The sequence below is a fragment of the Halorhabdus rudnickae genome, assembly GCF_900880625.1.
Classification (GTDB): domain Archaea; phylum Halobacteriota; class Halobacteria; order Halobacteriales; family Haloarculaceae; genus Halorhabdus; species Halorhabdus rudnickae.
The window spans coordinates 488,844-513,985 of the sequence record NZ_CAAHFB010000001.1; the positions used below are offsets into that span (position 1 = coordinate 488,844).

Here is a 25,142-nt window from a genome sequence, read left to right on the forward strand (position 1 = left end):
CCTCCAAAACGATATTCCGATGTTACAGTCGGCGAGTAGCCCCCTCCGAGTGCGATGACTGCAATCAAAACGTCAGGGCTCACAAAACGCTACGATGGTCAACCCGTTGTTTCCGACCTCGACCTCTCTGTCGAGGACGGTGAAGTGTACGGGTTCCTCGGCCCGAACGGCGCTGGCAAATCAACGACCATCGATATGCTGATGGATTATACGCGGCCCTCTACAGGAACTGCAATCGTTCTCGGGATGGATGCCCGCCAGGATGCCAGTACGATCCACGCACGAACTGGTATTCTCCCCGATCAGTTCGGGGTCTATGGTTCGCTTTCCGGCCGTGAACACGTCGAGTACATCCTCGATGCGAACGACGCGAGCGGTGATCCCGAGACGGTTCTTGGACGTGTCGGTCTCGGTGACGCAGTTGACCAGCGTGCTGGTGGCTATTCGAAAGGGATGCGCCAACGTCTCGGCCTCGCGATGGCGATTGCTGGCGAGCCAGACCTGCTCATTCTGGACGAGCCCTTTTCCGGGCTCGACCCCTACGGAGTACGACTCGTGCGGGAGGTCGCCACCACCGAACGAGAGCGCGGGGCGACTGTCTTCTTCTCGAGTCACGTTCTCGACCAAGTTGAGCGTGTCTGTGATCGAGTAGGTCTGCTCGCCGAGGGCCATCTTATCGCTGAGGGTACACCGAAAGAACTCCGCGACATTGCCGGGGTCGAAAGTCATCTTCGAATAGAGACTGACGGTGATGACACTGCGCTAACCGCTATCCGGAAGATCGACGGGGTCGAGCGTGTGTCCCAAGCGGGTGGAGATATTGTTGTAACGTGCCCTCGCGACCTCCGCTATCGTATCCTTGATGTGCTTGAAGAAACTGGAGCGACTATTCGTTCATTTGATATCGATCAAGGTACCATCGAGGATGCGTTCGTGGAGATAGCAAACAAGCAAACTGCGTAATCAATATATGTAGTAGTTGACGATCCATACGTGGAAAATCATTCGGATAGACGAGTTCTTATTTATGTATTTGCTAGCATCTCTTGGTCGTGTTTAGTTTAGCGAGTTCCACCATGTTGGGAAACTCTGGAGCCAATTTTCGGCTGTTTCCGGTTCGACGTGCCTGAAATAGTTTGAGAACGAAGAGGTACGGCGTTTTACCTCACGGAAGATACGTTCGATGCTGTTCCGATTTCCGCCGCGTTCAACCTGAAATCGGAGTCCAGCTCGTTGCAGCGCAGTTTGGAGATGTCGAGCTCCATCGACGAGAAACACAGCGTTTTCGACATCGTGTTTCTCGCGGAGTTCCTGCAGAAACAGTTGAGTTAACGCGGTCGTTGCCGTTGAATACAGCCGAATTTGCAGTAATTCGTTCGTTTCCGGATTCGCTGCGGCGTACAGCCAGTACTGCTGATCGTTGATTCGAATCACTGTTTCGTCGAGCACGATCTGATTCGGGGCTTTGCCGCCGACTGGCTGTAGATCGGCTTTTTGTACCCAATCGTGGATTGCTTTCCGCGAGCGTTGGACACCAGACTTCTCAAGTTCCGGAACAGTATTCGAAAGCGATAGTCCAGCAAGATGCAGGTGAATACTGAGTTTCATCAGCAATCGCGATGTCGCTTCGCGCTCCACAAAGTCTACGTCGATCTGGTCGATACTACCGCTGAGGCGGGTGATTCTGGCCATAGAGCATCCGAAAATCACCACGTCTCACGTTTCACGCGTAACTAAGCACTGTCCCACAGGCACTTCCGACTCGATTCGGCGACTCAGCGGTTGTTCTCAAGCTACGGTTCTGGATTGATTCTCCGATGCCCCAACGGAAATGGCGTGCTATCCAAGGCATCATTCATAATATGGGATCATCGTTTCGTGAAGAAGGACTCAAAATTCTGTTCCCACAGCAAGAGCTCACTGGCCGGAGCGAAACCGGAGGGTTCCGTGTTGTCGACATCGAGTCGAGCCGTTCCTCCAAGCCAGGTACAGGATCTCAAACGCCCTCTTCAGACCGAGTCGAATAGCACCCTTCTCGGCTATGTTATTCGACTCAGAAGGTGTCGGCGAGGTTGTAGCCGACTTGGAGCAGTATCGAAAGAACGATCGGCAGCCATAGTACGACCAGCGCCTTTAGAAGTTCACTCACGATGATGTCGATGTCACGCGCACTTACGTGCTACGCCTCAGTTCGGAATTGATATACGAAGAAAGCGACACACGAGCTGCAGCAGTAGCGTCTTCGCGGTCTGTCGTCGCGCGACTGTACATCGCACCGTTGATCGTAGCTAAGATATGCTCCGCGACCCGCGAGGAGTCAACATCACGGAAGATGCCTTCGTCGATGCCGAGCTCAACGATGCCCCGGATGGTGGCTGCCAGTCGCTCGTCGATCTGCGTGAATTGCTCGCGAAATACCTCGTTCGTCACCGCTTGTGAGCGGAGGGCGACTAGCACCTCTTGAAGTTGCCGTTGTTCCTCACCGGGCCGAAGTGGGAGGAGCTTTTCGATGACATGCTCAAGAGCCTCTGATGGTTCATCGCCCGTCTCTGTTTTGATCGTCTCTTCGAATCTGTCGACAGCGAACTCCAGAAACGCAGCCAGAAGATCGTCTTTTGTATCGTAGTGATAGTAGATGGCGGCTTTCGATTTGTCGAGTTCGTCAGCGATTCGGGAGATCGACAGGTCAGCGTAGCCGTGTTCGAGCAGTGCTCGATAGGTGGCCTCCATAATCTCTTCTTTGGCGGTGCTCCAGGTCTTTTCGGGTGAATCGATAGTCATCGTCTGTTCGAGTGGTTCTCGTCGGGTCGCTCCAGTTCGGTGACGTTCACAACCTCGAACTCGGTCGTACACCAGTGACAGAATCCGAGCTCAGGATCGAATGGTTTTCCACAGGCAGGACAGGCTGGAGATTCATCGTCTCCTGTTGGCCCGACAGTATTGGCCGCTCGGGCTCCGTCGGTTTGCAATTTACTCTTCGCGATGAGATACGCATCGAGAGCGCTGGCGGCACTAATGAGAACGATCGGAAGGATCGAAATGGGATCACCGAGTGTCCCCGAATTAATAGCGGATATCGTCGACTCAGGGATGAACAGTACGGAAGTGACGATGGTAACCCCCAGCCATCCGACGGCTCTGAGCCAACGCCGGAGATACAGGTGGCCGAGTCCAGTGACTACCATTCCCAAGAGCGCAGCGACCAGTGGATTGTTTCGGAGCGAGGACTGTACCATACCACTAACTGAACGTTCGGTAGGCAAAAAAGACTTCGTCCGACGCGTGGTGTTCTACAGAGAGAAAAAGAACATCGACTATAACTCGAAATCGGACGAATTACTGTCTTTAGTGTTCGATTCGGGGATATATCGGGTACGGCTGAGAGTAACCCCCGAGACGAACTGGCTCCGCTCTCAAGGGAGATCTGAGACAAAAGATTGATACTTACCGAACGTTCAGTAAGCCATGCAGCGCAAATCCAAGCGCCCCAACAAGCCATGACCGACGAACACCGACCCGCTGACGAATCAACAGCACCGTGGCACGGCCGCTATCTCGCTCGCTGGGGTGATGAGACACCGCTCTATGAGGCCGTCACAGACGCCGTCTCAACCGTCACCGGCGATGCCCGCTCAGCAATTGCTTCTCGATACGACCGGGCGCATGCCTTCGCGCTCAGTCAGCTGTTCGGCAGAGACGACGCACCCCCGACGCCCTCGACAGGAGTTGTCAAGTTCCCCATTTCAGAGTGCGTTGTTTCGGTTCACAGTGATGGGCGACTCGCGGTCAGACTCACTGATCGTGGACGAAACGGGGTTGACTAACACCACAGATGGACATATTCATCGGGACACATAGATCCAGTACAGAACTGATTGCCGGAGTCGGTCAAGCAAAAGCGAGACAGCATGCCCCGGAGGGGTTCCCCGTTTACACCCCCGATACCGAGGCAAGGACCAGTACACAATTTATCAACTGGAGACTGACCCAGACCGATGGACCAGCCACCGTCGAAACGGACTGCACTACCGAGAATCTCGCTATAAAATTGTTTACATGCGACACGTAGGACTCAAACTTCGGATGGCGGTCGTCGGTGCACTTCTCGCTGGATTCTACCTTGTGGCCGTGGCGGCAGCGATAGTCGCGTTCGGACAGGGTATTCTACCGATTGCCATCGTTGGTAGTCTTCTCCTCGTCGGCGCACAGTACAAGATCGGGAAGTTGGCCGCGTTACGGAGCGTTGGTGCAGAAGATCTGTCCGAACAGCAAAATCCCCACATTCACCAGTTCGTCGAGCAAGTCTGCCGTAAAAAGGATCTGAAAAAGCCGTCGTTGAAAATCGCCAATATGGGCGTCCCGAATGCGTTCGCAGTCGGTCGCCGTGGCAACGGGACTGTGGTCATCTCCAAGGAACTCATCGAGCTGCTTGACCGCGACGAACTTCACGGAGTCATCGCCCACGAGTTGGCCCACATCGACAGCCGAGATGTCATCACGATGCAACTCGGCCAGGGCATCGCCTCGATTGTCGCCATCGTCGCTCAATATATCGTGCTGTTCACCGGCGAGAACGACTTTGCTGATTTCTTCCTGGCCGTCATCGTCGGGAACATCGTCCAGTTCATCGTGACGCTGTTCGTGCTCGCTATCTCTCGGTACCGCGAGTACGTCGCCGACGCCGATGCCAAGGGAGTTATCGGACGTGGTGAACCACTGGCTCGCGCCCTTGAGAAAATCCAGCAAGGGGGCCAGCAGGCCCAAGCGTCGACTCGGCCTGTCCAACATGGCCGTGGGTCAGCCAATCGGCGCGGCCGCGGTCACGGACAGAGCAATCGCCGCTCTAGAAACGCGAACATTGATAAACAGGTGAGTGCACTCTGTATTTCCAGCCCTGACCGTGGTTTCCTCCAACAAATCGTCTCCACCCACCCCCCGATGGAGAAGCGTATCCAGCGACTCCGATCGTAGATGCCTGGCATCCGCGAACTGCTCGCGACCATCCTCGGTGTGCTGTTCGGCACCATATTAATCGTTGCGCCGCGAGCGGTCCTTCAGCTATCCATCTTCGTTGGGCCGAACCGTCGGGGTCGTGGTAGCTACGGCACAGACACGCACGAATCGTTCTTTGACCAGTGGACGTGGCTCATTCGTGGACTCGGTGTTGCATGTCTTGTCGTGGCCCTCTGTATCGCGTATCAAACGTTTGCCTGACTGCTCCGTTCCCAGCCATTCGAGACGCTGTCGATGCTTTCAGCGGGTCAGCCGCCGGGACAATCGCTTAAGTTCGTGCCCGCTTTTGTCTCAGTATCGAGTCCAAATGCATGGTGGATAGGACCGAAACGATCCGAGTACTCCACGTCGACGACGAGCCGGATTTCGCCGATCTAGCCGCGACGTTTCTCGAACGCGAGGACGACCGATTCACCGTCGAGACCGCGACAAACGCCGAAGACGGGTTGGCGGTCTTGAGCGGGTTCGAGGCCGATTGTATCGTCTCCGATTACGAGATGCCCGGCCGGAACGGGATCGAATTTCTCGAAACGGTCCGTCAAACCCGTCCGGACCTCCCGTTCGTTCTCTTTACTGGCAGGGGATCCGAAGAAGTCGCCAGCGACGCTATCTCGGCGGGCGTAACCGAGTACATGCAAAAGGAAGGCGGCACGGACCAGTACACTGTCCTGGCAAATCGAATCGCGAACAGTGTCGAACAATATCGTGCCCGTCAGGAAGCCGAACGGACGCGGAAGCGACTGACGGAGCTCTCTGAAAGCACCACCGACTGTCTGTGGATGTTCGATCGTGCGTGGGAGGAACTCGTTTTCATCTCCGGCTACGAAGACGTCTGGAATCGACCCGAATCCGCGATCAGGAACGATCCACAGGACTTCCTGAACGGCGTGCATCCCGGCGATCGAGACCGTATCGAAAACGCCATGGAGCGCCTCTCGAACGGGGAACAGATCGACATCGAATTCCGGATTCTGCGTGGTGATGACGAACAGGGAGCGGCATGGATGAAAGGCGAACCCGTCTTCGACGAGGACGGGACTGTCGTCCGGGTCGTCGGCTTCGCCCGTGATATCACCGACCGGAGAGAACAGCACCGACGGTTGGAGACGCTGATCGGCAACCTCCCCGGGATTGCCTATCGGTGCCGGAACGAATCTGAATGGCCTATGGAGTTCGTGAGAGGAGAATGTGAAGCGCTCACCGGATACACTACCGATGCTATCGAGAGCAGCGACGTCAGCTGGGGCGAAGACGTTCTGCATCCGGCTGATGCAGACCAGTTGTGGGAACGTGTCCAGAACGCCATTGAAGCGGACCGGCCGTTCGAAGTTACCTATCGAATTCGAACGAAGGACGGCACCAGCAGATGGATGTGGGAACGCGGACAGCTGGTCGACTCCACCGTACAGGATACCGAAATACTAGAGGGGTTCATCACGGACATCACCGAGCGAAAGCGACGGGAACGTGAACTCGAACGGTACGAAGCCTATCTGGAAGAATCGACCGATATCGTCACCGTTCTCGATACGGACGGGACAATCAAGTACCAGAGCCCCGCTGTCACGCGCATTCTGGGCTATGATCCGGGGAAATTGGTCGCCCGGGACGGGTTCGACTACGTCCACCCCGAGGACGTGGACGAGGTCAGATCTGCGTTCGAAACCATCGTCGACGAACCAGACGGGACGATCACGGTCGAATGCCGGTTTCGAACGGCCGAGGACGAGTGGCGGTGGCTCGAAATCAACGGAACGAACCAGCTCGAGACAGACCCGATCAACGGGATCGTTACGAACAATCGCGACATCACTGACCGAAAGGAACACCAGCAGGACCTCGAACGGACGACGACGGTCCTGTCGACGCTGATCGAGACGCTCCCGGTCGGCGTTCTCGCCGAAGACGAATCACGGAACGTGTTGGCGACCAACGAGCCATTGTTCGAACTGTTTGACATTCCGGGGAGGCCGGCGGACGCCGTCGGCACAGACTGTGTACAGATCGCCGAGGACGTCAGTGAGCAATTCGTCGATCCGGAACGCTTCGTCGAACAGATCGATGAGTTAGTTTCGAGAGACGAATCCGCGGTCACTGAAGAACTAAAACTCACTGATGGCCGTACGATCGAACGCACCTACCAACCGATCGAACTGTCGAACGAGGCCGGTCATCTCTGGGTCTATCGGGACGTCACGGAACGGACAAAGCGGCGGGAGAATCTCGAATCCGTACTGGATGAAATGAACGACGCCATCTTCGTCCACCCTCCGGACGGATCGTTCACGTTCGTCAATCGAGCTGCTGTCGAACGGTACGGTTTCACTGAGGACGAACTTCTCACGATGACACCGGCAGATCTCAACGCCACAGAAGACTTACAGGAAGTTTCCGAGCGCGCCCGGGAGATCATGGCGACAGGCCGATCGGTGTTCGAAACCGAACTCCGCACGCAGTCCGGGGAGACCATCCCGGTCGAGATCAACGCGACAACGGTGACGTTCCGCGGCGAACGGTCCATCCTGTCGATCGCCCGTGACATTACTGAACGCAAACGAGCCGAACGTGAGTTCCGAATGACGAAAGAGCGGCTGAATCTGGCCATCGAGGTGACGGGGTTGGGTGTCTGGGACTGGGACATGCTGAGTGACGAGGTCGAATATAACACTCAGTGGGCGGAGATGCTTGGGTATACCCTCGAGGAGATAGAACCCCACCTCGATGCGTGGGAGAAGCGCGTCCACCCGGACGACAGAGAGGCCGTGCAAGCGGCACTGGACGGCCACATCGGGGGCGAAACCGATTACTACGACACCGAATATCGGATACGTACGGCGGAGGGTGACTGGAAGTGGGTCCGAGACATCGGAAAAGTGGTCGAACGAACGTCGGACGGTGAGCCGAGCCGCGCCGTTGGGATCCATATCGATATTACCGACCAGAAGCGACGGGAACAGGAATTACAGCAGCAAAACGAGCGCCTCAATCGATTCCTCAGTGTGATCAGTCACGATCTCCGGAACCCACTGCACGTCGCGAGTGGGCGTATCGAACTTGCACGGGAAACGTCTGACACTGATTCTCTCGACGAGGCGGCCGACGCGGTCGAGCGTAGCCTCGCGTTGATCGACGATCTCCTCACGCTTGCCCGAGAGGGCGAGCAGGCAAGCGATCTCGAAGCGACTGATCTCGGAACGACGGCCTCGCGCTGTTGGGAGTCAGTGATGACACACGATGCGACACTCATCGTCGAAGCCGAGCAGACGATCGACACTGACCCTGGCCGGTTGAAACAACTGTTCGAGAACCTGTTCACGAACGCCGTGGAGCATGGCTCCACGAGCCCTGACTCACAAGTTCGTCAGGACGCCGTCGAACACGGCGGCGAGACCGTGACTGTTACCGTGGGCGATCTCGACGATGGGTTCTACGTCGCGGACGACGGGTCAGGTATCTCGGAGGACGACCGCGACGAAATTTTCGATACCGGATTTTCGACAGGGGACGAACGGACCGGATTTGGCCTGTCGATCGTCGAGGAGATCGTCGACGCGCACGGATGGGAGATACGGGTGACAGACAGCGAGACCGGCGGCGCCAGGTTCGAGATCACCGACGTCGAGACGAGTGACACGTAACGGGACCTGTGTCCGTTGGTGTAGCTCTCTTCTGCCCCGGATTGGAGGGCATCTGCTTACGACGCGTCACCATGGTTTCCGATCGCAGCGGTGACTCCCATCGAGCAGGACGTTTGCGTGCCACACGGAAGTGTTCGTAACTATACGACGTCAGCGTTCACCGCTCTCGCTCGTCCCACATCGCCGTCGGGACGCGATCGAGTAGATCCGTCGCGACGAGTCCATAGCCCCGGTCGTCGACGGCGAGATCGCCGGCCCGACCCGTCACGTACGCGCCGAGGCCCGCTGCCGGATGTGAATCAAGCGTGGCGGCCAGCGCGCCCGTGACGCCTGCGAGCACGTCGCCGGTTCCACCGACTGTCATCCCTGGGTTCCCGGTCCGGTTGAGTCGCGTTCGCTTGCCGTCCGATATCACGTCAGTCGGTCCCTTCACGAGCAGCGTTACGTCGAGGTCGGCGGCCAGCTCCGCGACAGCGTCGGCACGGTCGTCCACGTCGTCGGCCGAGCGCCCACCCATCCGTTCGAACTCTCCCCGGTGTGGGGTACAGATCAGCGTCGCATCCGTCTCCACTTCGGGAACCACGCCGAGGGGATCGGCGTCGACGACTGCTGTACCGTCGAACTCAGCCAGGAAGTTCCGGGCTGCATCGAGAGTCGGTTCCGTACGTCCGAGTCCCGGACCCAGAACGACAGTATCGTGCGCTGTTGCGAGTTCGAGGACGTGATCGACAGCGTCCGACTCGAAGCAGTCGCCAGCGAACGGGCGGACGATCAGGTTCTCGCTGTAGCCTCCGACTGTGTCGGCGATCGACTCCGGACAGGCCACCCGGACGAGGTCCGCGCCCGCCCGAAGCGCAGACTGGGCGGCCAACGCCGGCGCGCCCGTGTAGGGGCCGCCGCCGACGACCAGTACCTCGCCGAACTCGCCCTTGTGGCTGTCCACGGGCCGGGAGAGCCAAAGGAGATCACCCGACTCGACGACGCCCTCGGCGGCGTCGGGAATACCGATGTCGGCGACCTCGACGGGAACCGCCAGCTCGGCAAGCCCGGGTTTCGGTTTGTGGAAAGTCACCACCCGATCCGGCTCGACAGCGCCCTCGGCCAGCGTCCCCGCGGTGGCGTCCAGGCCAGAGGGGACGTCCACGCTGAGGACCATCGCGTCGGCGTCGTTGATCGCCGCGGCGGCGGTCGCGACCGGTTCGCGCAGGGCTCCCGAGATTCCCGTGCCGAGCATCGCGTCGACGATCACGTCCGGGTCATCGAGATCGAACGCTGTCGAATCACTGACGGTCCGGGTCTCGATCCCGGTCCGGTCGAGGGCGTCCCAGTTCTCCCGAGCGATCGTGGTCGAGATCGCGTCCGGCTGCCCGAGTAACGTGACCCGAAGGTCCAACGCCTCGAGGAATCGGGCCGCGACGAGCGCATCGCCGCCGTTGTTGCCGGTGCCGGCGACGATCTCGACGCGATCGTCCGGATCGCGCATCTCCCGGACAGTGCGACCGATTGCGCCGCCGGCCGACTCCATGAGTTGCTTCGGTGGAACCCCGAGTGCGGCGGCATTCGCGTCGACGACGGCCATCTCCGCGCCGGTAATGGTGCTCCCGAAAGTCATGTCCACCGGTTGGTCTGCCGGCGGGTTAACTGTTCAGCATTCTCAGCAACCGAAACCGATCCGTCCGCTTTTCCGCGTCGCGGACCAATCAGTAGGTGATGCCGTTGATGGCTGACGACGATTTCTCCGTTCACCACGACGATTGCGAGAAGCAGGAGGACGGCTGGATGCCGCTATCGGATCTGCCCGACGAAGTGACGTCGATAGACGACCTCGAGTGTGAGTGCTGGGCGGAGTACGACTCTCTCGCCGAGCTTTAGCGACGGATCTGGAAGCCGTCCGAACCCGTCGGCTCCTGATACTCGACCTCGACGTCTTCGACGCGAGCCTGGGGACTCCCCTCGTGGCAGAACTCGATCATAGCCTCGACTGATTCTTCGGCCCCTTCAAAGACCGCTTCGACGCGGCCATCGGCGAGGTTCTTTACCCAGCCGTCGACATCGTGTTCGGCCGCCCGTTCGCGCGTCGTCGCCCGGAAAAACACACCCTGGACTCGTCCGGTGACGTGGACGTGGGCATGCGTGCGTTCGCTCATGACCACGGCTCCGGCTCCCAGGCCAAAAACGCTACTGCCCATCGTCTACACTCTCCGCCGTGTCGGTCTGCTCGTCTCAATCCGACGCTTCGCCGCCGTTCCGGAGATGATGGAAGACGTAGGTCTGGGCGTAGCCCGCATACTCCCCACCGAGGCGTTCGCGGATCGCCCGCGACGTCTCGGCGTAGTTTTCCCCATCGCACTCCGGGAAGTACTCCGCGATGGTCGTCTGGATCCAGGTGTCCAGTGGTACCGCTTCGAGAAAGCCAAGCGAGAACAGTGCGACACAGTCGGCGACCTTCTCGCCGACGCCGACGAACCGCGTGAGCGATTCGCGGGCCTGTTCGTAGGTCAATTCGGCCGCTTCCTCGGGACGGGCCTCGCCATCCGCCACCATCTCTGCGCTTCGCTGTACGTACGGTGCCCGATAGCCCAAGCCGAGATCACGCAATTGCGCCTCTGTCGCCGACGCGAGGGTGTCAGGCGTGGGAAAGGCGTGATACGTCTTGCCGTCGACGGTGACGGACTCGCCGAACTCCCGGGCGAGTGCCCGTTGCATGTCGTAAATGCGGGCGACGCGCATCTGAGCCGAACAGATGAACGAGATCAACGTCTCGAAAGGCGGATCGCGTACCACGCGCATCCCCCAGTAGCGGTCGAACGCCGCGTCCAGGATCGGATCGTCGGGAGTCCGCTTCCGGATCGTCGTCAGGTCGTCCCCGAGGCGGAGCCTGCGGCGGAGGGTAACCTCGGCGTCGAACGTCGCGGTCCACTCGATACGACCGTCGACTTGCCGGACACGGATCACCTGTGGTCCTGCAGTCGTGCTAAGAGGGTCGTCCGGCGTGGCATGCTCCGGTCGAACCACTGTCGAGTACCAGGCGTTGCCGCCGTAGGTATCAGAGCGGTCGTACATCGTCCCGTCCTCACGGCTCCAGAGATAGGTCTGTCCGCTCTCGAGTGTCGACTGCAGATCGAACGGCCCGACTGCATCAGTCGATAGCGTCCCGGAGTCCATCTGCCCAGACATGGGAAAGCCGTCCCTTTGTCGGTTTCGAGTCAGCGGGCGGGCTAACCTTCATATCGGAGGCGGTAGAACTCACACGTATGAACTGTCGCGTTGTCGTCGAAGCTGCCGTCCCAGTCTACGACGTGGAGACCGCAGACGAGGCGGTGCGCATCGCGATCTCGAAGACGGGGGAGATGCTCAACCCCGACCTCAATTACGTCGAAATCAACATGGGGGCTCGCAAGTGTCCACATTGTGGTGAGGAGATGGACCCCGCCTTCATCGCAGCCGACGAGAGTCTGGTCGCCCTCGAACTCGAGATGACCGTTTTCAATGTCGAGCGCGACGAACACGCCGCCCGAATCGCCCGCAAGGAGATCGGACAGCGCTTAGAGAACATCCCGCTTGACGTCCTCGAAATCGAAGAGATCGAGACCGAAGACGACGGTGACGACAGTGAAGCCGAAGACAATGACGACAGTGAAGCCGACGAAGAGACGGCATCGACGGACGAGCAGAACGGATCGAGCGAGGACACGTCCCCGACCGGGCCAGCCCGTGAAGACGACGTGTTACCGGAGTTCGAGGAACTGATCGACGAGTAACGAGACAGTACACTTTCTCAGCCGTCGAAGATTCACATTGGTCCAGTGCCGGCCATGATTTGATTGTCAGTCGCCACTGCTCGATTACCGGCCGGAGACCACCGTTGTCGACGGTGAGAATCCCACGTCGCGTCGATACGACTGCGGTCGCAGAACTCTCAGTCGGCGGCCGCGGAGACGCGCTCGACCTCGTCTTCGCTGAATTCGCTAGTAATGCCGTCCGCCAGTGCGAAGACAGCGTCTTTATGATCTGTCTTTGACTTGTGAATGGATGTGGGCTTGACGCCGAGTTCCGTGTACCGTTCGTGGCCGACTTCCTCGCCGACCGTTTCTTCGTAGTGGTCACGTACCTGCGCAAGCAGCCCATGGAGATGGATGAGCTCCTGCTTTTTCATGGTCACTTGCCCGTAATGACTGGAGGGTTATAGTACTACTCTGAGAACTGTTACCATACGTCTCCGGCACGCAGGCGGTTCCTAACGGTTGATTCATCTCGATTCGCGCTCGACTGTCAAAGTGACAGGTGAAAGTACAGGTCAGCAATAGTGCCTTCCGACACAGAGGGCGACAGGCCTCTCGGATGAGGGTTGAAAGGTTTTTACTGACCGATGGGTAACTTCCGGGCATGGAATACGACGACATGCTCGACCGGGCGATCGAGGAGACGCCAGACATCGAGTCAGGGTCCGATCGGTTCGATGTCCCGGATCCGGATGTCCGCCAAGAGGGTAACGTCACCGTCTACGAGAACTTCCAGGCGACGACCCGGCGTCTCGACCGCGAGGACGATCACGTCATGAAGTTCCTGCAGGACGAACTGGGAACGAGCGGTCATATCGACGAGAGCGGCCGTGCACGTCTGACTGGCGAGTTTCGCCAGCGTCGCATCGCGGACGCGATCGATGCCTACACCGACGAGTTCGTCATCTGTTCGGAGTGTGGACTGCCGGACACACAACTGGTGCGCGAACAGGGTGCGATCCTGCTACGGTGTGAGGCCTGTGGCGCTCGATCGGCAACTAGCGGGTGACCGGTCACTGCAGTTCGCGCAACGTTTCCAGATCGTGTTCGGTGCGCATGAACTCCGAAAGTCGTCGTTGTTCGTCACATTCCGGGCATCGGAACGTGTGCTCGGGGGCGGGGAGGTCTCGGGGCGTGGATTGCCACTCTTTGGTACAGTCAGGACACAATAGGCGAACGTACGCTTCTTCCATCTATGGATCACAATGGCGGACGGTTCATGATAAACTTTGTCACTATCCCGATACGGAGGGATAGCCCATCTGTGAGTATCCGGCCTTGTCGAGTGCCGTGAAGGGTGCTCAGCCACTATGGCAATCCTATCTCTGACCCGGCCATCGGATGGACGGAATGGTGGACAGAAGAAAACAGCTGTCGGAGGTTCAGGCGGTGTGTCGTTCGATCAACGACGTGTAGTGGCTCTGGTCCCGGACGCCGACGACCTGCTCGGCGACCTCGCCACCGGCGAACAGCACGGTCGTCGGGACGCCCCGCACCTGGAATCGGCTGGCGAGTTTCTGGTGGGCGTCGACGTCGACTTTGGCGACCGCGGCGTCGGTCTCGGCGGCCAGGTCTTCGACGATCGGTTCGAGCATCTTGCACGGACCACACCAGTCCGCGTAGAAGTCGACGAACACGACATCGTGGTCGTCGACAATCGAATCGAACTCGTCGGTACTTTCGACGTGAATCGGCTCGTTCGGTGCTTGCTGCTGGCTCGCTTCGGGTTCGTCCTGGTGCATGAGTTGCTCTTTCTTGCGTTGTTTGATCGCTTCGATGTCCTCGGCGTCGGTCATCTCGACTGTGTCTATCCCCCAGAAGGGCTTAAGGATTTTGAAATACTGTACAATACTGTTCTTGGCTTTCTAGTGATGAGACTCACCATCCCATCAGTTAACCGGACTGTTTCTGGCCCCTGGCGGATTCCGGAATCGTGTAGAACTGGGGAGTGGATTCACAGTGATGCACTCTTCACACAACACTTTTGAACGTGTCTCTCCAACTCTCGGTCAGTAATGTCAGCGTCAATGGCCGAGTATCTCAAACAGGACATGGAGTGTGAGGGGCTACTGGAGTGCATTCATGGGCTCAAGGAACTCGACAAGGAGGTCTTCAGGACCTTGACCCAAACGGACGAGCCGCTGACGATCGACGAGATCGCCGACGCGGTCGATCGCGAGCGGTCGACAGCCTATCGGGCAGTCCAGCGCCTCCTCCAGTCGGGGTTTATCCAGAAAGAACAAGTCAACTACGAGCAGGGGGGATACTACCACGTCTACCATCCGACCGATCCCGAGCAGGTCGCAGACGAAATGCAACGGACGCTCAACGACTGGTACGCGAAGATGGGCCAACTCATCAGCGAGTTCCGTCAGAAGTACGACTCCGAAATCACTATCGACGGCGAGCACAGTTGAACGCGTCCGGCACCATCCGGTCCGTTCAACCGAAGATCGTTTGTACCTGACAATCGTATAATCGGTACCCGATGGTCCGGACGTTCTACGACGTCCTAGAGATCTCCCCCGGTGCCTCTGACGAGGACGTCAAAGCTGCGTACCGCGAGCGGCTCAAAGATACGCATCCGGACGTGTGTGACGATGCATCCACGACCGATGCGGTCAAAGCTGTGATCGAGGCAGGCGACATCCTTACCGATGAGGAAGAGCGACAGCGCTACGATCGTCTCGGACACGAGACCTATGTGGACGTCACGGACACCCACGATCCGACCGAATCGGTGAAATCGGCCGAGAACGAGTCAGGCCAGGCGACCGCCAGCCCCGACGCGGATACCCGCGACTTTGCGTCCGAGCCAAACGAAACCGGACACCGAGAACAAACCGACAGGGCCGATCACGACCGTTCTACCGGCCAGTCTGAAACCGGACACCGAAGACAATCCGGCGGAGTTGATAATGATTTTGCGGCCGGGCGTGCGAGGACCAACCATCGGCGACAGGCCGGGGCGACAGACAGTGCGACCGCGAACGTAAATCCGGGAGGCGTCGACTGGGCGAGCCGTACCCGGGCGCCCTCCTATGAGTCGACCTCGACGTCCGGGTACGCCGGGCCGCGGAGTGAACGATCGATCCTCCTGCTATCGACGCTGATAGCCTACCCAGTTCTTGCCGTGTCGAGTCTCGTGCCACAGCTCCCGCTAGTATTCAGGCTCGTTATCGGTGGCTGTGCTATCGCACTGGTGATCTATCTCGTGGCGGTTCCGTCGATCAGTATTCCTGTCTTCAGTTTCTGGACGCTGATCACCGGCGTTGTCATCGCCCTCGGAAAGATATCTGTCCTGTCGATCGAAACGCTCGGGGCGCTCGTCGCGACTGCCGGCCCTCTGGCCCTAGCGGTGTTTTCGTATCGCTGGCTCTGACGATGGTTTCGTATCGCTGGCTCTGACAATGTACACGTCTCGCTGGCTTGATGCCGTGGCCGGCCAGGACGCCGCTGCTATGGGGCGTCACATTCCCGGACGCGTTCGTGGAGCCTCTCGCGATATCGATGGCTCATAGTGGCGTCCGTTCGCACTTCGAGTATTTGGGTTCCGTCGCTATCGAGGGATTCGGCGTACAGCGATCGGAACGCCTCGATCGAGTCCGCGCGGACGAACTCGGCCCCATAGAGGTCGCCGACGGGAGAGAACTCCAGTCCGTGGGGCGTCTCGAAGTACTCCGTGAACGGTGGATCGAAGTCTTCGATGGGGAGTTTGTGGAAGATTCCGCCGCCGTCGTTGTTGAGCAGGACGATCGTCGCATCCACGTCACAGTGCTCCACGGCGAGCAGCCCGTTCATGTCGTGGTAGAACGCCAGGTCGCCGATCGCGAGGACGAGCGGACCCTCGCCGGCAGCACCGAGAGCAGTGCTGGTGACACCGTCGATACCGCTGACCCCCCGGTTGCCTAGCACCCGAATGGCCGCCGATCGAGGACGGCCAAAGCGGTCCAGGTCACGGACGGGCATGCTGTTTGAGACGACCAGCGTCGCACCCGCCGGGACCTCCGCGGCGACTGTCGAGAGGACCGCCCCCTCGAAGTCGGCTAAGTCAGTCTCGAACTTACGTTCGACCAGCGACCAGTACGTCGATTCGGCGTCTTCGAACCGCTCGCGCCAGGCAGGGTGTCCGTCGTCGTCCACTCGCTCGGCCAGGCGACGGGCGAGGACACTCGGATCGGCGACGAGAAGGTCACTTGCCGTGAACTCCGCCTCCGGCCAGCCGCCTGCCGGATCGACGACGAACTGCCTCGCGTCGACGTCCCGGAGGTACTGGCGCGTGACTTTCGAAGTCGGCGAGGCGCCAAACCGGAGGATCACGTCGGGATCGGGCCAGCCCCACGCATCGGCGGCGTCGAGATACGAGTCGTATCCGCCACAGATCACCGGATCGCCCTTGGCGGTGTGGCCGAACCGATGGCCCGAGAGTGGGTCGGCCAGTACCGGGAACCCCGTCGCTCGTGCCAGCGCGGCCAGGGTATCCCGAGATGGCGTTGGGTGGTTCGCCGGGCCTGTGACGATCAATCCCCGATTGGCACCTTCGAGCGCTACGGTGACGTCGGCTAGGTCTTCCGCCGGCAGTTCCGAACGTCCCTGGCTGACCTGAACGAACGGCCCATCACGACCATCCACGGCCAGGGATGCCCGGTCGGCCAGATCTGCCGGCACGTCACCGTCGACCGGCGTCGGTTCCAGGGGCTTGCGGAACGGGACGTTGAGGTGGACCGGTCCCGGTGGTGTTCCCAGCGCAGTCCCGACCGCCCGCGAGGTAGTAACACGGAGCGATCGGAGAGCTCGGGGCCGGGGTGCAGGCTCCGGGAGCGTCCGGTAGTGACGGACTGCATCGCCGTAGAGGCGCTCCTGATCCATCGTCTGGTTCGCGCCGCTATCGTGGAGTTCCGGTGGGCGATCCGCAGTGAGGACGACCAGTGGCACGCGGGCCGCGTCGGCTTCGAGGACGGCCGGGTGGAGATTCGCCGTCGCAGTCCCGGAAGTCGTGACGATGGCTGTGGGTTCACCGGTACGCTTGCTGCGGCCCAGCGCGAAGAACGCGGCCGAACGCTCGTCCAGCAGTGATAGCGTCGCAACGTCCTCGTGCTCGGCGAAGGCGACCGTCAGCGGCGTCGAGCGACTGCCCGGCGCCAGGATCGCCGTCCGAACCCCGGCGGCAGCCAGTTCGTCGACCAACGTTCGTGCCCAGAGCGTGTTCCGGTTGGGGGCCGTCATCGTAGCGCGTCGAGAATCGGTCGGTACTTCAAGTGGATCTCGTCCCACTCGGCGTCGGGGTCGCTGTCGGCGACGATGCCGGCCCCGGCGAACAGCGTTGCGTTCCGATCACGAGCCAGCGCTGACCTGATGCCGACGGCGAACTCGCCGTCACCCGTCGGGTCGAACCAGCCGATCGGGGCGGCGTACCAGCCACGGTCGAACGCTTCAGCCTCGCGGATCGCCGATAGTGCCGCGTCCGGTGGCAACCCGCCGACCGCCGGCGTCGGGTGCAACGCAGCCACCAGCGACAGCACGTGGACGTCCGTCTCAAGTGTCGCCGTGATCGGGGTCTGTAAGTGCTGGACGGTTGCGAGCTTCCTGATCGTCCGGTCGCCGGTCTCGACCGTTTCGGCGACGTCTTCGAGTTGCTCTCGGATCGCCTCGACCACGAGGGCATGTTCGTGGCGGTCCTTCCCGCTCGAACGCAATCGGTCGGCGAGCCACGCGTCTTCGTCTGTCGTCTCGCCGCGTCCCGCCGATCCGGCCAACGCCGTCGTCTCGACGGTTCGGCCCCGACGGCTCACGAGCCGTTCAGGCGTCGCACCGAAGAACGTCCCGGCACCCGGTTGCTCGGGACGGAAGGCAAACCGGACGCAATCCGGATACGTCGAGGCCAGGCGCTCGATCACGGCCGGCACCGACAGGTCACCCTCCAGGTCGACCGACTGCGCCCCCGCGAGCACCACCTTTCGGAGAGTGCCTCGGTCGACGCGTTCGAGCGCTGCCTCGACCTGTGCCGTCCATGCGTCGCGATCCGGGAGCTGGTGTCGACCGGCGATGCCCGGCGGTTCACTGTGGCGCTCGCCCCCGTCTTCCAGCCGACAGCGCCACCGTTCGAGCGTCCGCTCGGCCTCGCTCTCGGCGTTGGGTCCGTGCGCACTCGCGGTCAGCCATCGTTCTCCGTCGCGTTCGATCAGGCTGACGGCCGGGAGAACGAAGCGTGCGTCGGGGAATCCGGTCCAGTCGGGATCATCATGTCGTTCGGTCCTCCCCTCGTGGAAGGCGAATCCGCCGAACAGCCGCGGTCGTGCGAACGCCGGCAGCTCCGTCGGGACGTCCCGGTCGGCAAACAGCGTCGCTGCGCGGCGACGGACAGACTCGAACCGTCCCGGGCCACTCGCGGTGATCGTTTCCGCGGCACCCATCGCCAGAACGCGTTCATCAGGTCCCTGCCAGACGATAGACCCCCGCTCGTCCCCGTCCGCCGCGAGCACGGGGAGAGACATCCCGTCGGCGATGGCCTCGCCGCGAACGACGAGCGGTTCGCCGTCCTCGTCGGATTCAACCACGTCGGCGCGCGCTGACTCCATCTTGCCTTACTTGGGTCACAATCCATTAAGGGCTGACGATACCCCCGACAGCCCGGTCGAGGAGCCCTACCAGAGAGGGAAAAAAGTGCCGGAAGATGTCGAAAACGGAAGCAGGCAAACAACGATTTCCAAAGAAAATTGAGTCAACGGGAAGTATTCGTATCACGTCTGGTATTCCCCCCGTCAGGCTTAAATACCCCTCCCGTTAACCCCCGATGACCCGATGGCGAAAGTAGAGATCACAGTCCCGGAACATCTCGAGATGCAGATCGCACAACTGGTCGAAGAAGGGGAGTTCCTGAACCGCGAAGAAGCGATCGAAGACCTCCTCTCGACGGGATTGAAGGCCTACAAGACGAGTGGTCCAATTGACGACGAGGAAGAACCCGGATTCGAAGACGACGGGATGATGGGTCACGAGGACGAGTACGTGTTCTGATTCCCCCACGTCTTCTTTGCAACCTGAAATCAGGGGTGAGTTGATGCCGCCTGCGTAGTCACTTCTTGGGTCGAGCAAGGCCGGCAATCAGTGTCCCATCCACGGTAAATCCGATGTGTCGATGTTCCATCTACGACAATACCGATTCGTCGGCGTCTGGTAGCCGTTGACGGGCAATCCTTAAGCCGTATTCTCCACAAATCACGGGTAAGGATGCACAAAGACGAACTTCTGGAGTTACACGAGCACATGGTCCAGATCAAGGACTACTTCCGCGAGCAGGACAGCGTCGACGGGACGCTGTTCGACCCCTACGAGGAGCTGGACGTCACGCCCGCGGACGTCCACATGTCCAAGAGCGAGCATAAACATGCCGTCTTCGTCCTCGGTAACGCACTCGCCAACGCGATGAGCGAAGACGAGTTTTCAGACGCCGGCCGTGTCGGCAAACGCATGAAGGAACTCGCCGAGGACGCCGAGAGCAAACTCTGAGGGCTGTCGATCCCACGTCATTCCTCGTCGACTGTCGACGGGTCGTTCTCGAGTCCCGACTCCCCGCCGTCCTGAAACGATCGCACGCGCTCTCTTTGTGCGTCCGTTCCGAGAAGCCGACGCTGGGCCGCCCGTTCGGCCGCCATCGCGGCGGACAGCGAGACCCCGTCATTTTCAGTGAGGAGACGCTTGGCTTCCAGCGTTGGATCACGGCCGTCACTCGCGATCGCGTCGACGAACGACGCGACTCCCGTCCTGAAGTCTTGCTCCGGGTAGACCCGATCGAACAGTCCCAGGGCCGCTGCACGATCCGGATCGATGAGTTCGCCGGTAAACAGCAATTCTCTGGCCGTTGACGGTCCGACTGCACGTGGGAGGAGCACGGACGTTCCGCCACCCGGGGCCATGCCGACCCGGCCGAAGCCGAAACCGATCCCGGCTGAGGCTGCGCCGATCGCGAGATCACAGGCCAGTACCAGCGCGCCGCCGATGCCGAAAGCCGGCGCCTCGACTGCCGCCACGGTGGGCGCCGGGAACCGATAGAGCCGCTCGATCAGGGCGTCGATCCGTTCGAGACGATCCAGCAACGCGTCGCTCGTAAGTTCTCCGTTCGCGTGACTGACGATGCCAGCCAGATCACCGCCCGCACAGAAGGTCTCGCCTTCGCCACGCAACAGCAGACAACGCGTGTCTGTGCCGGCAGTCAGCGCTTCCTCCAGCCCCTCGACGACGGCCGGGGTCAGGATGTTCCGTCGATCGGGATCGACGATACTCACTGTCGTGACCGCTTCGGTGACCCGGTAGCGGACCGGTTCAGCCATGACTTCTCACTGGCGGGGGCACCCGGTTAAGGCTTGAGGTGGAGCAGCGGTCCCGTGAAGGTTGACCACAACAAGGCCCAGCATTGACGTGAGTTGCGCTCCAGGTGCTACCATGCGCATACACTGGCACCGGCGGGACCTCAGGCTCGCGGACAACCGAGGTCTCGCTGGTGATGGGATCGACGCGTCCGGCCCCGTTCTGGGGGCCTTCGTGCTCGATCCGACCGTTCTGGAACACGCTGGGCCGCCACGCGTCGCGTTCGTCCTCGACGCCCTCGCGTCGTTACGTGAGGCCTACCGCCAAGCGGGGAGTGATCTCGTCGTCCGCCGAGGCGAGCCAGCCGAGGTCCTCCCGGAACTGGCCGTCGAGCACGACATCGACGCCGTCACCTGGAACCGCGACTACTCGGGGCTGACCCGGGGTCGGGACAGCGCTGTCCGGCAGGCGCTCGCCGACGCGGGGGTAACGCGGGAGGCAGTTCACGACGCAGTCCACCACGAGCCGGGGACGATCCGGACCAACGACGGCGACCCCTACCAGGTGTTTACCTACTTCTGGCGGAAGTGGCGCGACCGCGAGAAGGCTGAACCGATCGATGCTCCGACAGCGGACGACCTGGCGTCGGTCGAAGACGACGTGCCCTTACCGACCCTGGAGGCGCTGGGCGTTCCCGAACCGGAGGCGGCGGTCCCCGATGCGAGCCCGGCCACAGCACGGCGCCTGCTCGAGGACTTCTGTACCGAGAACATCTACCGCTACGAGGAGCGACGAGACTATCCAGCCGATGGCTGTACGTCTCAGCTATCACCACACCTGAAATTCGGAACGATCGGTGTCCGGGAAGTCTACGATGCGACCGAGACGGCTCACGACACAGCGCCGGACGAAGCGGCCCGCGAGTCCGTGACCGAGTTCCAGTCTCAGCTGGCCTGGCGGGAGTTCTACACCCAGGTGTTGTGGTTCAATCCCGGAGTCGTCACGGAAAACTACAAGGCGTACGAGAATCCGATCGAGTGGCGGGACGATCCGACGGGACTGCAAGCGTGGAAAGACGGCGAGACGGGGTATCCGATCGTCGACGCCGGAATGCGCCAGCTACGAGCGGAGGCGTACATGCACAACCGCGTCCGGATGATCGTCGCTTCGTTCCTGACGAAGGACTTGCTGATCGACTGGCGTGAGGGGTATGAGTGGTTCCGGGAGAAGCTGGTCGATCACGACACGGCCAACGACAACGGCGGCTGGCAGTGGGCCGCCTCGACGGGAACGGACGCCCAACCGTACTTCCGGATCTTCAACCCGATGACCCAGGGCGAGCGCTACGATCCCGACGCCGAATACATACGCGAGTATGTCCCCGAACTCGCAGGCGTCCCGGCTGACGTGATCCACTCCTGGCACGAACTCGATCCCGGGGCGCGAGAGATGCACGCCCCCGAATATCCGGCACCGATCGTCGATCACGGCGAACGCCGCGAGCAAGCACTCTCTACCTTCGAACGGGCGCGCGGCGAGGAGTAGCGAGTTTCGGTGCGATGACTGCGGCGTGGTTTGACGGTCGTTCCAGCGGTTCGAACATTCCCACGAATGGATACACTTCTAGACAGTTCGCGGTCAGATCATTAGGGGGTGAAATTCGCCGGACAACGGAGTCCTTTCTGCCGGTCCAAGCCATTTGTTAACATTCTCCATCTAAAGCTTTAACAGGTGTCCGATCATCAGAAATGATGGAGGAATTTCACATGTCAGAGCGATCCGACCCCGCACTCCCGCCCCTGCCGTACGACTACGACGCCCTCGAACCGCACATCTCCGAGCAGGTTCTCGAGTGGCATCACGACACCCATCATCAGGGCTACGTCAACGGTCTCGATGCCGCCGAGGAGACGCTCGCCGAGAACCGCGCGTCGGGCGACCACAGCTCGACCGGCGGTGCGCTGGGCAACGTCACCCACAACGGTTCAGGGCACTACCTGCACACGCTGTTCTGGGAGAACATGTCCCCGAACGGCGGTGGCGAGCCCGAGGGTGAGCTTCGAGACCGCATCGAGGCAGACTTCGGATCGTACGACGCCTGGAAGGCCGAGTTCGAGGCCGCCGCGGGTGCCGCCGGTGGCTGGGCGCTGTTGGTGTACGACCCCGTTGGCAAGCAACTCCGGAACGTCGCGGTCGACAAACACGACAACGGCGCGCTGTGGGGCTCCCATCCGATCATGGCACTCGACGTCTGGGAGCACTCCTATTACTACGACTACGGCCCAGACCGCGGTAGCTTCATTGACGCCTTCTTCGAGGTCGTCAACTGGGAGAAAGTAGACGAAGAATACGCGAAGTGTCTCGACCACTTCGAGTAACGACCCCACCGTCATTACCTGTTTTTTCGACATTGTGGACGGACAGTCATACCGCTCGTCGAAATTGCTGTCGTCGATCGCTGGCAGTCGTGAGCTGCAGGTCGGCGTCGCGGACGGGAGCGTGACCTTTAGGCCACCCATCGGCCTATCGGGCAACACATGCCACGACCGAAAGCCGACTTCGACGACCTTCGACCGCTCGAGTTTCGGGAGCCCGCTGAAGTTCTGGATGCCGATCGAATGTACACCATCTACGAGGTTTCCCGGTTGCTCCAGGGCATCGAGCCCGACGCCGAACTCGATGTTGAAACCGAGAACGTTCTGCTGGACTGGGCGATACCCTGGATGTTGGGCCACGCTGATGCGTTCGTCTTCGCCGAACCCGAAAGTGACGCCGAACCCGGCTACTACGGCCTCGCTCCCGACACATGAACCTGCTCGTCGCGGGGGCCGACCGGGTCGACGCCGGCAAGACCACCTTTTCGGTGGGGCTGCTCGAACACACCGGCTCGGTCGGGTTCAAGCCGCGCGCCGGCAACGATTACTGGTTCGATCACGACGACTATCGCCGAGCGGTCGAGCAGGGCCGGCTCTACGGGAAAGACGCAAAGCGCCTGGCTGTAGCCGGTCCCGGCGACCGTCGCCCGGAGTTGCTGAATCCGATCCACCGCCTCTGGCGGCCGAGTCCCGGCAGTGGGTCGGGTCTGCTCGGGAAGACCGATCGGGAGTTCCTGCTCGACCGCGTCGGCGATGAGTACCTCCGCAACGGGACCGTCGAGCTGCCGGAATCTGCCCTCGAACAACTGCCGCTCGGGGACGCGACCGTCGTCGAGTCGACGGAACAACTCAACGCGATCATGGAGCGACTCCACCTCCCGGCACTCGATGCTATCGCCAGGGAGATCGACGGGAGCGACCGGACAGTCGTCGAGTCCTACGGAGACATCGCGCGGCCGCTGTCCGGGTTCGAACCCGACGCAGTCGCCGTCGTCGAACCGAGACGGGCGCGGATCTATCCCGGCCGACGGTACGCAAAGGCCTGTACGGTCGCCGCCGGCTCGGCAGCGGACGGACAACTCGAGGAACGCGTCCCGGCCGTCGTCGAGTTACTGGACCCGACGGTGTCCGTCGAACTGCCGCCGCTGGGGTCGGACGACCGACGGAATCCGGCGGCCGTCGCGGACGCATACGAACCTGCCTACGATGCACTGCTGGCGACCGCGTTCGAGTGAGCGTCTGGTGACTGCAGACGAGTGGTCGCATGATACGAGAGGCTTCGAATGATATCTGGGGGATACACCCGGTTATCGACAGTACGTCCCATCGTCTGGCTACCTCATGCGGGCTGCCTGGTGGGCGAGTTCGATCGTCTGATAGGGGTCGACGGTCACGCTCTTGCCGTGGCCGGCGTGGAGTGCCGAGAGGTCCTCGTCGGTGATCTGGAGAAGTCGGTCGATACTCTCGAGGAGCAACTGCCGATCCCCCTCTTCGAGATCGGTTCGCCCGAACCCGCCGTTCTCGAAGATCAGATCGCCCGCGAACAGGATCCCTGGCTCTGGGGCGTACAGACAGACGTGATCGTCTTTGTGCCCGGGTGTGTGTAAGACTGTGTAGTCGTCATCGCCGAGCGTGATCGTGGCCTCCTCGGCCAGTTCGTGGTCGACGCCCGGGGCGTCCGGATCGAATCCCCAGACGTCGACTCCGAACGCGTCGGTGACGGCTTCGAGGTTCCCGACGTGGTCGGGGTGTGTGTGCGTCAGGACCACAGCATCCAGTTCTTCGGTCCGCTCACGAATCTGCTCGACGACGTCGAAGCCGTTGCCGGCGTCGACGAGGACGGTTCGCTCCCCCGTAACCAGAAACACGTTGGACGTGAATCCGTCAGCCTCGACTGCAAGGTTATCGATCATGCCGGGACTTTGGAGTGGCTGCCTTTTCGTGTTGTCGTGTCGGGTTGATGGCCTTCGTGCGGACAGTGGATCCGTCGGGTTGTCTCCGGACCCACAGGGATATGTACCAGGAGG

28 protein-coding genes are annotated in these 25,142 nt (G+C 60.8%); 15 read left to right on the top strand and 13 right to left on the bottom strand.

What is annotated here, in order from left to right; all coding sequences use genetic code 11:
* The first annotated feature begins 54 nt into the window (after positions 1–54).
* Positions 55–963 carry an ABC transporter ATP-binding protein gene (locus tag BN2694_RS02470; protein ID WP_135662283.1) on the top strand — a complete coding sequence of 303 codons (909 nt, stop codon included), beginning with the start codon at positions 55–57 and terminating at the stop codon, positions 961–963.
* A 93-nt stretch (positions 964–1,056) separates the two neighbouring features.
* Here the strand turns inward: BN2694_RS02470 and BN2694_RS02475 are convergent, their stop codons facing one another.
* The 3 genes from BN2694_RS02475 to BN2694_RS18220 form a co-directional block, all read right to left on the bottom strand.
* On the bottom strand, positions 1,057–1,692 hold the full coding sequence (locus BN2694_RS02475; RefSeq protein WP_135662285.1) for an IS6 family transposase: 636 nt from the start codon (positions 1,690–1,692) through the stop codon (positions 1,057–1,059).
* Between the two features lie 480 nt (positions 1,693–2,172).
* Positions 2,173–2,781 carry a TetR/AcrR family transcriptional regulator gene (locus BN2694_RS02480; protein WP_135662287.1) on the bottom strand — a complete coding sequence of 203 codons (609 nt, stop codon included), beginning with the start codon at positions 2,779–2,781 and terminating at the stop codon, positions 2,173–2,175.
* The gene (locus BN2694_RS18220; protein ID WP_135662289.1) at positions 2,778–3,236 is read right to left on the bottom strand and encodes a DUF7575 domain-containing protein; all 459 of its coding nucleotides are present in this window, start codon (positions 3,234–3,236) and stop codon (positions 2,778–2,780) included. Before BN2694_RS18220 ends, BN2694_RS02480 begins: the two co-directional genes overlap by 4 nt.
* A gap of 261 nt (positions 3,237–3,497) precedes the next feature.
* Here BN2694_RS18220 and BN2694_RS02490 point away from each other — a divergent pair, with 261 nt between their 5' ends.
* From BN2694_RS02490 to BN2694_RS02505, 3 genes are all read left to right on the top strand, one after another.
* Positions 3,498–3,824, top strand: coding sequence for a HalOD1 output domain-containing protein (locus BN2694_RS02490; RefSeq protein ID WP_135662291.1), 327 nt, complete (start codon positions 3,498–3,500; stop codon positions 3,822–3,824).
* Between the two features lie 259 nt (positions 3,825–4,083).
* Positions 4,084–4,971, top strand: coding sequence for a M48 family metallopeptidase (locus BN2694_RS02495; RefSeq protein WP_135665393.1), 888 nt, complete (start codon positions 4,084–4,086; stop codon positions 4,969–4,971).
* A 356-nt stretch (positions 4,972–5,327) separates the two neighbouring features.
* Positions 5,328–8,651 (top strand): PAS domain-containing protein, encoded by a 3,324-nt coding sequence (locus tag BN2694_RS02505; protein ID WP_210408900.1) that lies wholly within the window; start codon positions 5,328–5,330, stop codon positions 8,649–8,651.
* Positions 8,652–8,808: 157 nt separating this feature from the next.
* Here the strand turns inward: BN2694_RS02505 and BN2694_RS02510 are convergent, their stop codons facing one another.
* Positions 8,809–10,263: an NAD(P)H-hydrate dehydratase gene (locus tag BN2694_RS02510; RefSeq protein ID WP_135662297.1), complete on the bottom strand. Its 1,455-nt coding sequence runs from the start codon at positions 10,261–10,263 to the stop codon at positions 8,809–8,811.
* 107 nt (positions 10,264–10,370) lie between these two features.
* Here BN2694_RS02510 and BN2694_RS16930 point away from each other — a divergent pair, with 107 nt between their 5' ends.
* Positions 10,371–10,523, top strand: coding sequence for a hypothetical protein (locus tag BN2694_RS16930; protein WP_167879919.1), 153 nt, complete (start codon positions 10,371–10,373; stop codon positions 10,521–10,523).
* Here BN2694_RS16930 and BN2694_RS02515 read toward each other — a convergent pair.
* On the bottom strand, positions 10,520–10,798 hold the full coding sequence (locus BN2694_RS02515; RefSeq protein ID WP_135662299.1) for an acylphosphatase: 279 nt from the start codon (positions 10,796–10,798) through the stop codon (positions 10,520–10,522). The two genes, BN2694_RS16930 and BN2694_RS02515, sit on opposite strands and share 4 nt — an antisense overlap.
* Positions 10,799–10,874: 76 nt before the next feature.
* Positions 10,875–11,816 carry a DNA-3-methyladenine glycosylase family protein gene (locus tag BN2694_RS02520; protein ID WP_135665395.1) on the bottom strand — a complete coding sequence of 314 codons (942 nt, stop codon included), beginning with the start codon at positions 11,814–11,816 and terminating at the stop codon, positions 10,875–10,877.
* Between the two features lie 89 nt (positions 11,817–11,905).
* Here BN2694_RS02520 and BN2694_RS02525 point away from each other — a divergent pair, with 89 nt between their 5' ends.
* Positions 11,906–12,412 carry a DUF555 domain-containing protein gene (locus tag BN2694_RS02525; RefSeq protein ID WP_135662301.1) on the top strand — a complete coding sequence of 169 codons (507 nt, stop codon included), beginning with the start codon at positions 11,906–11,908 and terminating at the stop codon, positions 12,410–12,412.
* 158 nt (positions 12,413–12,570) lie between these two features.
* On the opposite strand, the gene BN2694_RS02530 is transcribed toward BN2694_RS02525, so the two are convergent.
* A complete protein-coding gene (locus tag BN2694_RS02530; protein ID WP_135662303.1) occupies positions 12,571–12,807 on the bottom strand; it encodes a UPF0058 family protein in 237 nt (78 codons plus the stop codon).
* Between the two features lie 230 nt (positions 12,808–13,037).
* Between BN2694_RS02530 and BN2694_RS02535 the strand changes: the two genes are divergently transcribed.
* Positions 13,038–13,442: a translation initiation factor IF-2 subunit beta gene (locus BN2694_RS02535; RefSeq protein ID WP_135662306.1), complete on the top strand. Its 405-nt coding sequence runs from the start codon at positions 13,038–13,040 to the stop codon at positions 13,440–13,442.
* A 4-nt stretch (positions 13,443–13,446) separates the two neighbouring features.
* On the opposite strand, the gene BN2694_RS02540 is transcribed toward BN2694_RS02535, so the two are convergent.
* Together BN2694_RS02540 and trxA are read right to left on the bottom strand one after the other, a co-directional pair.
* Positions 13,447–13,626, bottom strand: coding sequence for a DUF7836 family putative zinc-binding protein (locus BN2694_RS02540; RefSeq protein WP_135662308.1), 180 nt, complete (start codon positions 13,624–13,626; stop codon positions 13,447–13,449).
* A gap of 189 nt (positions 13,627–13,815) precedes the next feature.
* On the bottom strand, positions 13,816–14,229 hold the full coding sequence (trxA, locus tag BN2694_RS02545) for a thioredoxin (RefSeq protein WP_135662310.1): 414 nt from the start codon (positions 14,227–14,229) through the stop codon (positions 13,816–13,818).
* A 219-nt stretch (positions 14,230–14,448) separates the two neighbouring features.
* On the opposite strand from trxA, the gene BN2694_RS02550 reads away from it, so the two are divergent.
* A complete protein-coding gene (locus BN2694_RS02550; RefSeq protein ID WP_135662312.1) occupies positions 14,449–14,850 on the top strand; it encodes a helix-turn-helix domain-containing protein in 402 nt (133 codons plus the stop codon).
* Between the two features lie 71 nt (positions 14,851–14,921).
* Complete coding sequence (locus tag BN2694_RS02555; RefSeq protein WP_135662313.1) at positions 14,922–15,815, top strand: DnaJ domain-containing protein; 894 nt, start codon at positions 14,922–14,924, stop codon at positions 15,813–15,815.
* A gap of 77 nt (positions 15,816–15,892) precedes the next feature.
* Here the strand turns inward: BN2694_RS02555 and menD are convergent, their stop codons facing one another.
* Positions 15,893–17,659 carry a 2-succinyl-5-enolpyruvyl-6-hydroxy-3-cyclohexene-1-carboxylic-acid synthase gene (menD, locus tag BN2694_RS02560; protein WP_135662316.1) on the bottom strand — a complete coding sequence of 589 codons (1,767 nt, stop codon included), beginning with the start codon at positions 17,657–17,659 and terminating at the stop codon, positions 15,893–15,895.
* Positions 17,656–19,011 carry an isochorismate synthase gene (locus tag BN2694_RS02565; protein WP_135662319.1) on the bottom strand — a complete coding sequence of 452 codons (1,356 nt, stop codon included), beginning with the start codon at positions 19,009–19,011 and terminating at the stop codon, positions 17,656–17,658. Before BN2694_RS02565 ends, menD begins: the two co-directional genes overlap by 4 nt.
* A 223-nt stretch (positions 19,012–19,234) precedes the next feature.
* Between BN2694_RS02565 and BN2694_RS02570 the strand changes: the two genes are divergently transcribed.
* Both BN2694_RS02570 and BN2694_RS02575 read left to right on the top strand, forming a co-directional pair.
* The gene (locus BN2694_RS02570) at positions 19,235–19,450 is read left to right on the top strand and encodes a ribbon-helix-helix domain-containing protein (RefSeq protein WP_135662321.1); all 216 of its coding nucleotides are present in this window, start codon (positions 19,235–19,237) and stop codon (positions 19,448–19,450) included.
* Between the two features lie 213 nt (positions 19,451–19,663).
* On the top strand, positions 19,664–19,942 hold the full coding sequence (locus tag BN2694_RS02575) for a UPF0058 family protein (RefSeq protein ID WP_135662323.1): 279 nt from the start codon (positions 19,664–19,666) through the stop codon (positions 19,940–19,942).
* A gap of 17 nt (positions 19,943–19,959) precedes the next feature.
* Here BN2694_RS02575 and BN2694_RS02580 read toward each other — a convergent pair whose 3' ends face one another.
* Positions 19,960–20,763 (bottom strand): enoyl-CoA hydratase/isomerase family protein, encoded by an 804-nt coding sequence (locus tag BN2694_RS02580; RefSeq protein ID WP_135662325.1) that lies wholly within the window; start codon positions 20,761–20,763, stop codon positions 19,960–19,962.
* A gap of 112 nt (positions 20,764–20,875) precedes the next feature.
* Between BN2694_RS02580 and BN2694_RS02585 the strand changes: the two genes are divergently transcribed.
* The 4 genes from BN2694_RS02585 to BN2694_RS02600 all read left to right on the top strand — a co-directional run bounded on the left by BN2694_RS02585 (position 20,876) and on the right by BN2694_RS02600 (position 24,350).
* Positions 20,876–22,285 (top strand): cryptochrome/photolyase family protein, encoded by a 1,410-nt coding sequence (locus BN2694_RS02585; RefSeq protein WP_135662327.1) that lies wholly within the window; start codon positions 20,876–20,878, stop codon positions 22,283–22,285.
* 221 nt (positions 22,286–22,506) lie between these two features.
* Positions 22,507–23,118, top strand: a complete 612-nt coding sequence (sod, locus tag BN2694_RS02590) for a superoxide dismutase (RefSeq protein WP_135662329.1) — start codon at positions 22,507–22,509, stop codon at positions 23,116–23,118.
* A 159-nt stretch (positions 23,119–23,277) separates the two neighbouring features.
* Complete coding sequence (locus BN2694_RS02595) at positions 23,278–23,550, top strand: DUF5827 family protein (RefSeq protein WP_135662331.1); 273 nt, start codon at positions 23,278–23,280, stop codon at positions 23,548–23,550.
* Positions 23,547–24,350 carry an ATPase gene (locus BN2694_RS02600; protein WP_135662333.1) on the top strand — a complete coding sequence of 268 codons (804 nt, stop codon included), beginning with the start codon at positions 23,547–23,549 and terminating at the stop codon, positions 24,348–24,350. The genes BN2694_RS02595 and BN2694_RS02600 overlap by 4 nt, the downstream gene beginning before the upstream one ends.
* A 99-nt stretch (positions 24,351–24,449) precedes the next feature.
* Here the strand turns inward: BN2694_RS02600 and BN2694_RS02605 are convergent, their stop codons facing one another.
* On the bottom strand, positions 24,450–25,028 hold the full coding sequence (locus tag BN2694_RS02605) for an MBL fold metallo-hydrolase (protein ID WP_135662334.1): 579 nt from the start codon (positions 25,026–25,028) through the stop codon (positions 24,450–24,452).
* Positions 25,029–25,142 lie beyond the last annotated feature (114 nt).

Excerpts from the sequence above, each read along its gene's own strand:
- BN2694_RS02470 (WP_135662283.1), top strand. The coding sequence starts at position 55 with ATGACTGCAATCAAAACGTCAGGGCTCACAAAACGCTACGATGGTCAA.
- BN2694_RS02475 (WP_135662285.1), bottom strand. The coding sequence starts at position 1,692 with ATGGCCAGAATCACCCGCCTCAGCGGTAGTATCGACCAGATCGACGTA.
- BN2694_RS02480 (WP_135662287.1), bottom strand. The coding sequence starts at position 2,781 with ATGACTATCGATTCACCCGAAAAGACCTGGAGCACCGCCAAAGAAGAG.
- BN2694_RS18220 (WP_135662289.1), bottom strand. The coding sequence starts at position 3,236 with ATGGTACAGTCCTCGCTCCGAAACAATCCACTGGTCGCTGCGCTCTTG.
- BN2694_RS02490 (WP_135662291.1), top strand. The coding sequence starts at position 3,498 with ATGACCGACGAACACCGACCCGCTGACGAATCAACAGCACCGTGGCAC.
- BN2694_RS02495 (WP_135665393.1), top strand. The coding sequence starts at position 4,084 with ATGGCGGTCGTCGGTGCACTTCTCGCTGGATTCTACCTTGTGGCCGTG.
- BN2694_RS02510 (WP_135662297.1), bottom strand. The coding sequence starts at position 10,263 with ATGACTTTCGGGAGCACCATTACCGGCGCGGAGATGGCCGTCGTCGAC.
- BN2694_RS16930 (WP_167879919.1), top strand. The coding sequence starts at position 10,371 with ATGGCTGACGACGATTTCTCCGTTCACCACGACGATTGCGAGAAGCAG.
- BN2694_RS02515 (WP_135662299.1), bottom strand. The coding sequence starts at position 10,798 with ATGAGCGAACGCACGCATGCCCACGTCCACGTCACCGGACGAGTCCAG.
- BN2694_RS02520 (WP_135665395.1), bottom strand. The coding sequence starts at position 11,816 with ATGGACTCCGGGACGCTATCGACTGATGCAGTCGGGCCGTTCGATCTG.
- BN2694_RS02525 (WP_135662301.1), top strand. The coding sequence starts at position 11,906 with ATGAACTGTCGCGTTGTCGTCGAAGCTGCCGTCCCAGTCTACGACGTG.
- BN2694_RS02530 (WP_135662303.1), bottom strand. The coding sequence starts at position 12,807 with ATGAAAAAGCAGGAGCTCATCCATCTCCATGGGCTGCTTGCGCAGGTA.
- BN2694_RS02535 (WP_135662306.1), top strand. The coding sequence starts at position 13,038 with ATGGAATACGACGACATGCTCGACCGGGCGATCGAGGAGACGCCAGAC.
- BN2694_RS02540 (WP_135662308.1), bottom strand. The coding sequence starts at position 13,626 with ATGGAAGAAGCGTACGTTCGCCTATTGTGTCCTGACTGTACCAAAGAG.
- trxA (WP_135662310.1), bottom strand. The coding sequence starts at position 14,229 with ATGACCGACGCCGAGGACATCGAAGCGATCAAACAACGCAAGAAAGAG.
- BN2694_RS02550 (WP_135662312.1), top strand. The coding sequence starts at position 14,449 with ATGTCAGCGTCAATGGCCGAGTATCTCAAACAGGACATGGAGTGTGAG.
- BN2694_RS02555 (WP_135662313.1), top strand. The coding sequence starts at position 14,922 with ATGGTCCGGACGTTCTACGACGTCCTAGAGATCTCCCCCGGTGCCTCT.
- menD (WP_135662316.1), bottom strand. The coding sequence starts at position 17,659 with ATGACGGCCCCCAACCGGAACACGCTCTGGGCACGAACGTTGGTCGAC.
- BN2694_RS02565 (WP_135662319.1), bottom strand. The coding sequence starts at position 19,011 with ATGGAGTCAGCGCGCGCCGACGTGGTTGAATCCGACGAGGACGGCGAA.
- BN2694_RS02570 (WP_135662321.1), top strand. The coding sequence starts at position 19,235 with ATGGCGAAAGTAGAGATCACAGTCCCGGAACATCTCGAGATGCAGATC.
- BN2694_RS02575 (WP_135662323.1), top strand. The coding sequence starts at position 19,664 with ATGCACAAAGACGAACTTCTGGAGTTACACGAGCACATGGTCCAGATC.
- BN2694_RS02580 (WP_135662325.1), bottom strand. The coding sequence starts at position 20,763 with ATGGCTGAACCGGTCCGCTACCGGGTCACCGAAGCGGTCACGACAGTG.
- BN2694_RS02585 (WP_135662327.1), top strand. The coding sequence starts at position 20,876 with ATGCGCATACACTGGCACCGGCGGGACCTCAGGCTCGCGGACAACCGA.
- sod (WP_135662329.1), top strand. The coding sequence starts at position 22,507 with ATGTCAGAGCGATCCGACCCCGCACTCCCGCCCCTGCCGTACGACTAC.
- BN2694_RS02595 (WP_135662331.1), top strand. The coding sequence starts at position 23,278 with ATGCCACGACCGAAAGCCGACTTCGACGACCTTCGACCGCTCGAGTTT.
- BN2694_RS02600 (WP_135662333.1), top strand. The coding sequence starts at position 23,547 with ATGAACCTGCTCGTCGCGGGGGCCGACCGGGTCGACGCCGGCAAGACC.
- BN2694_RS02605 (WP_135662334.1), bottom strand. The coding sequence starts at position 25,028 with ATGATCGATAACCTTGCAGTCGAGGCTGACGGATTCACGTCCAACGTG.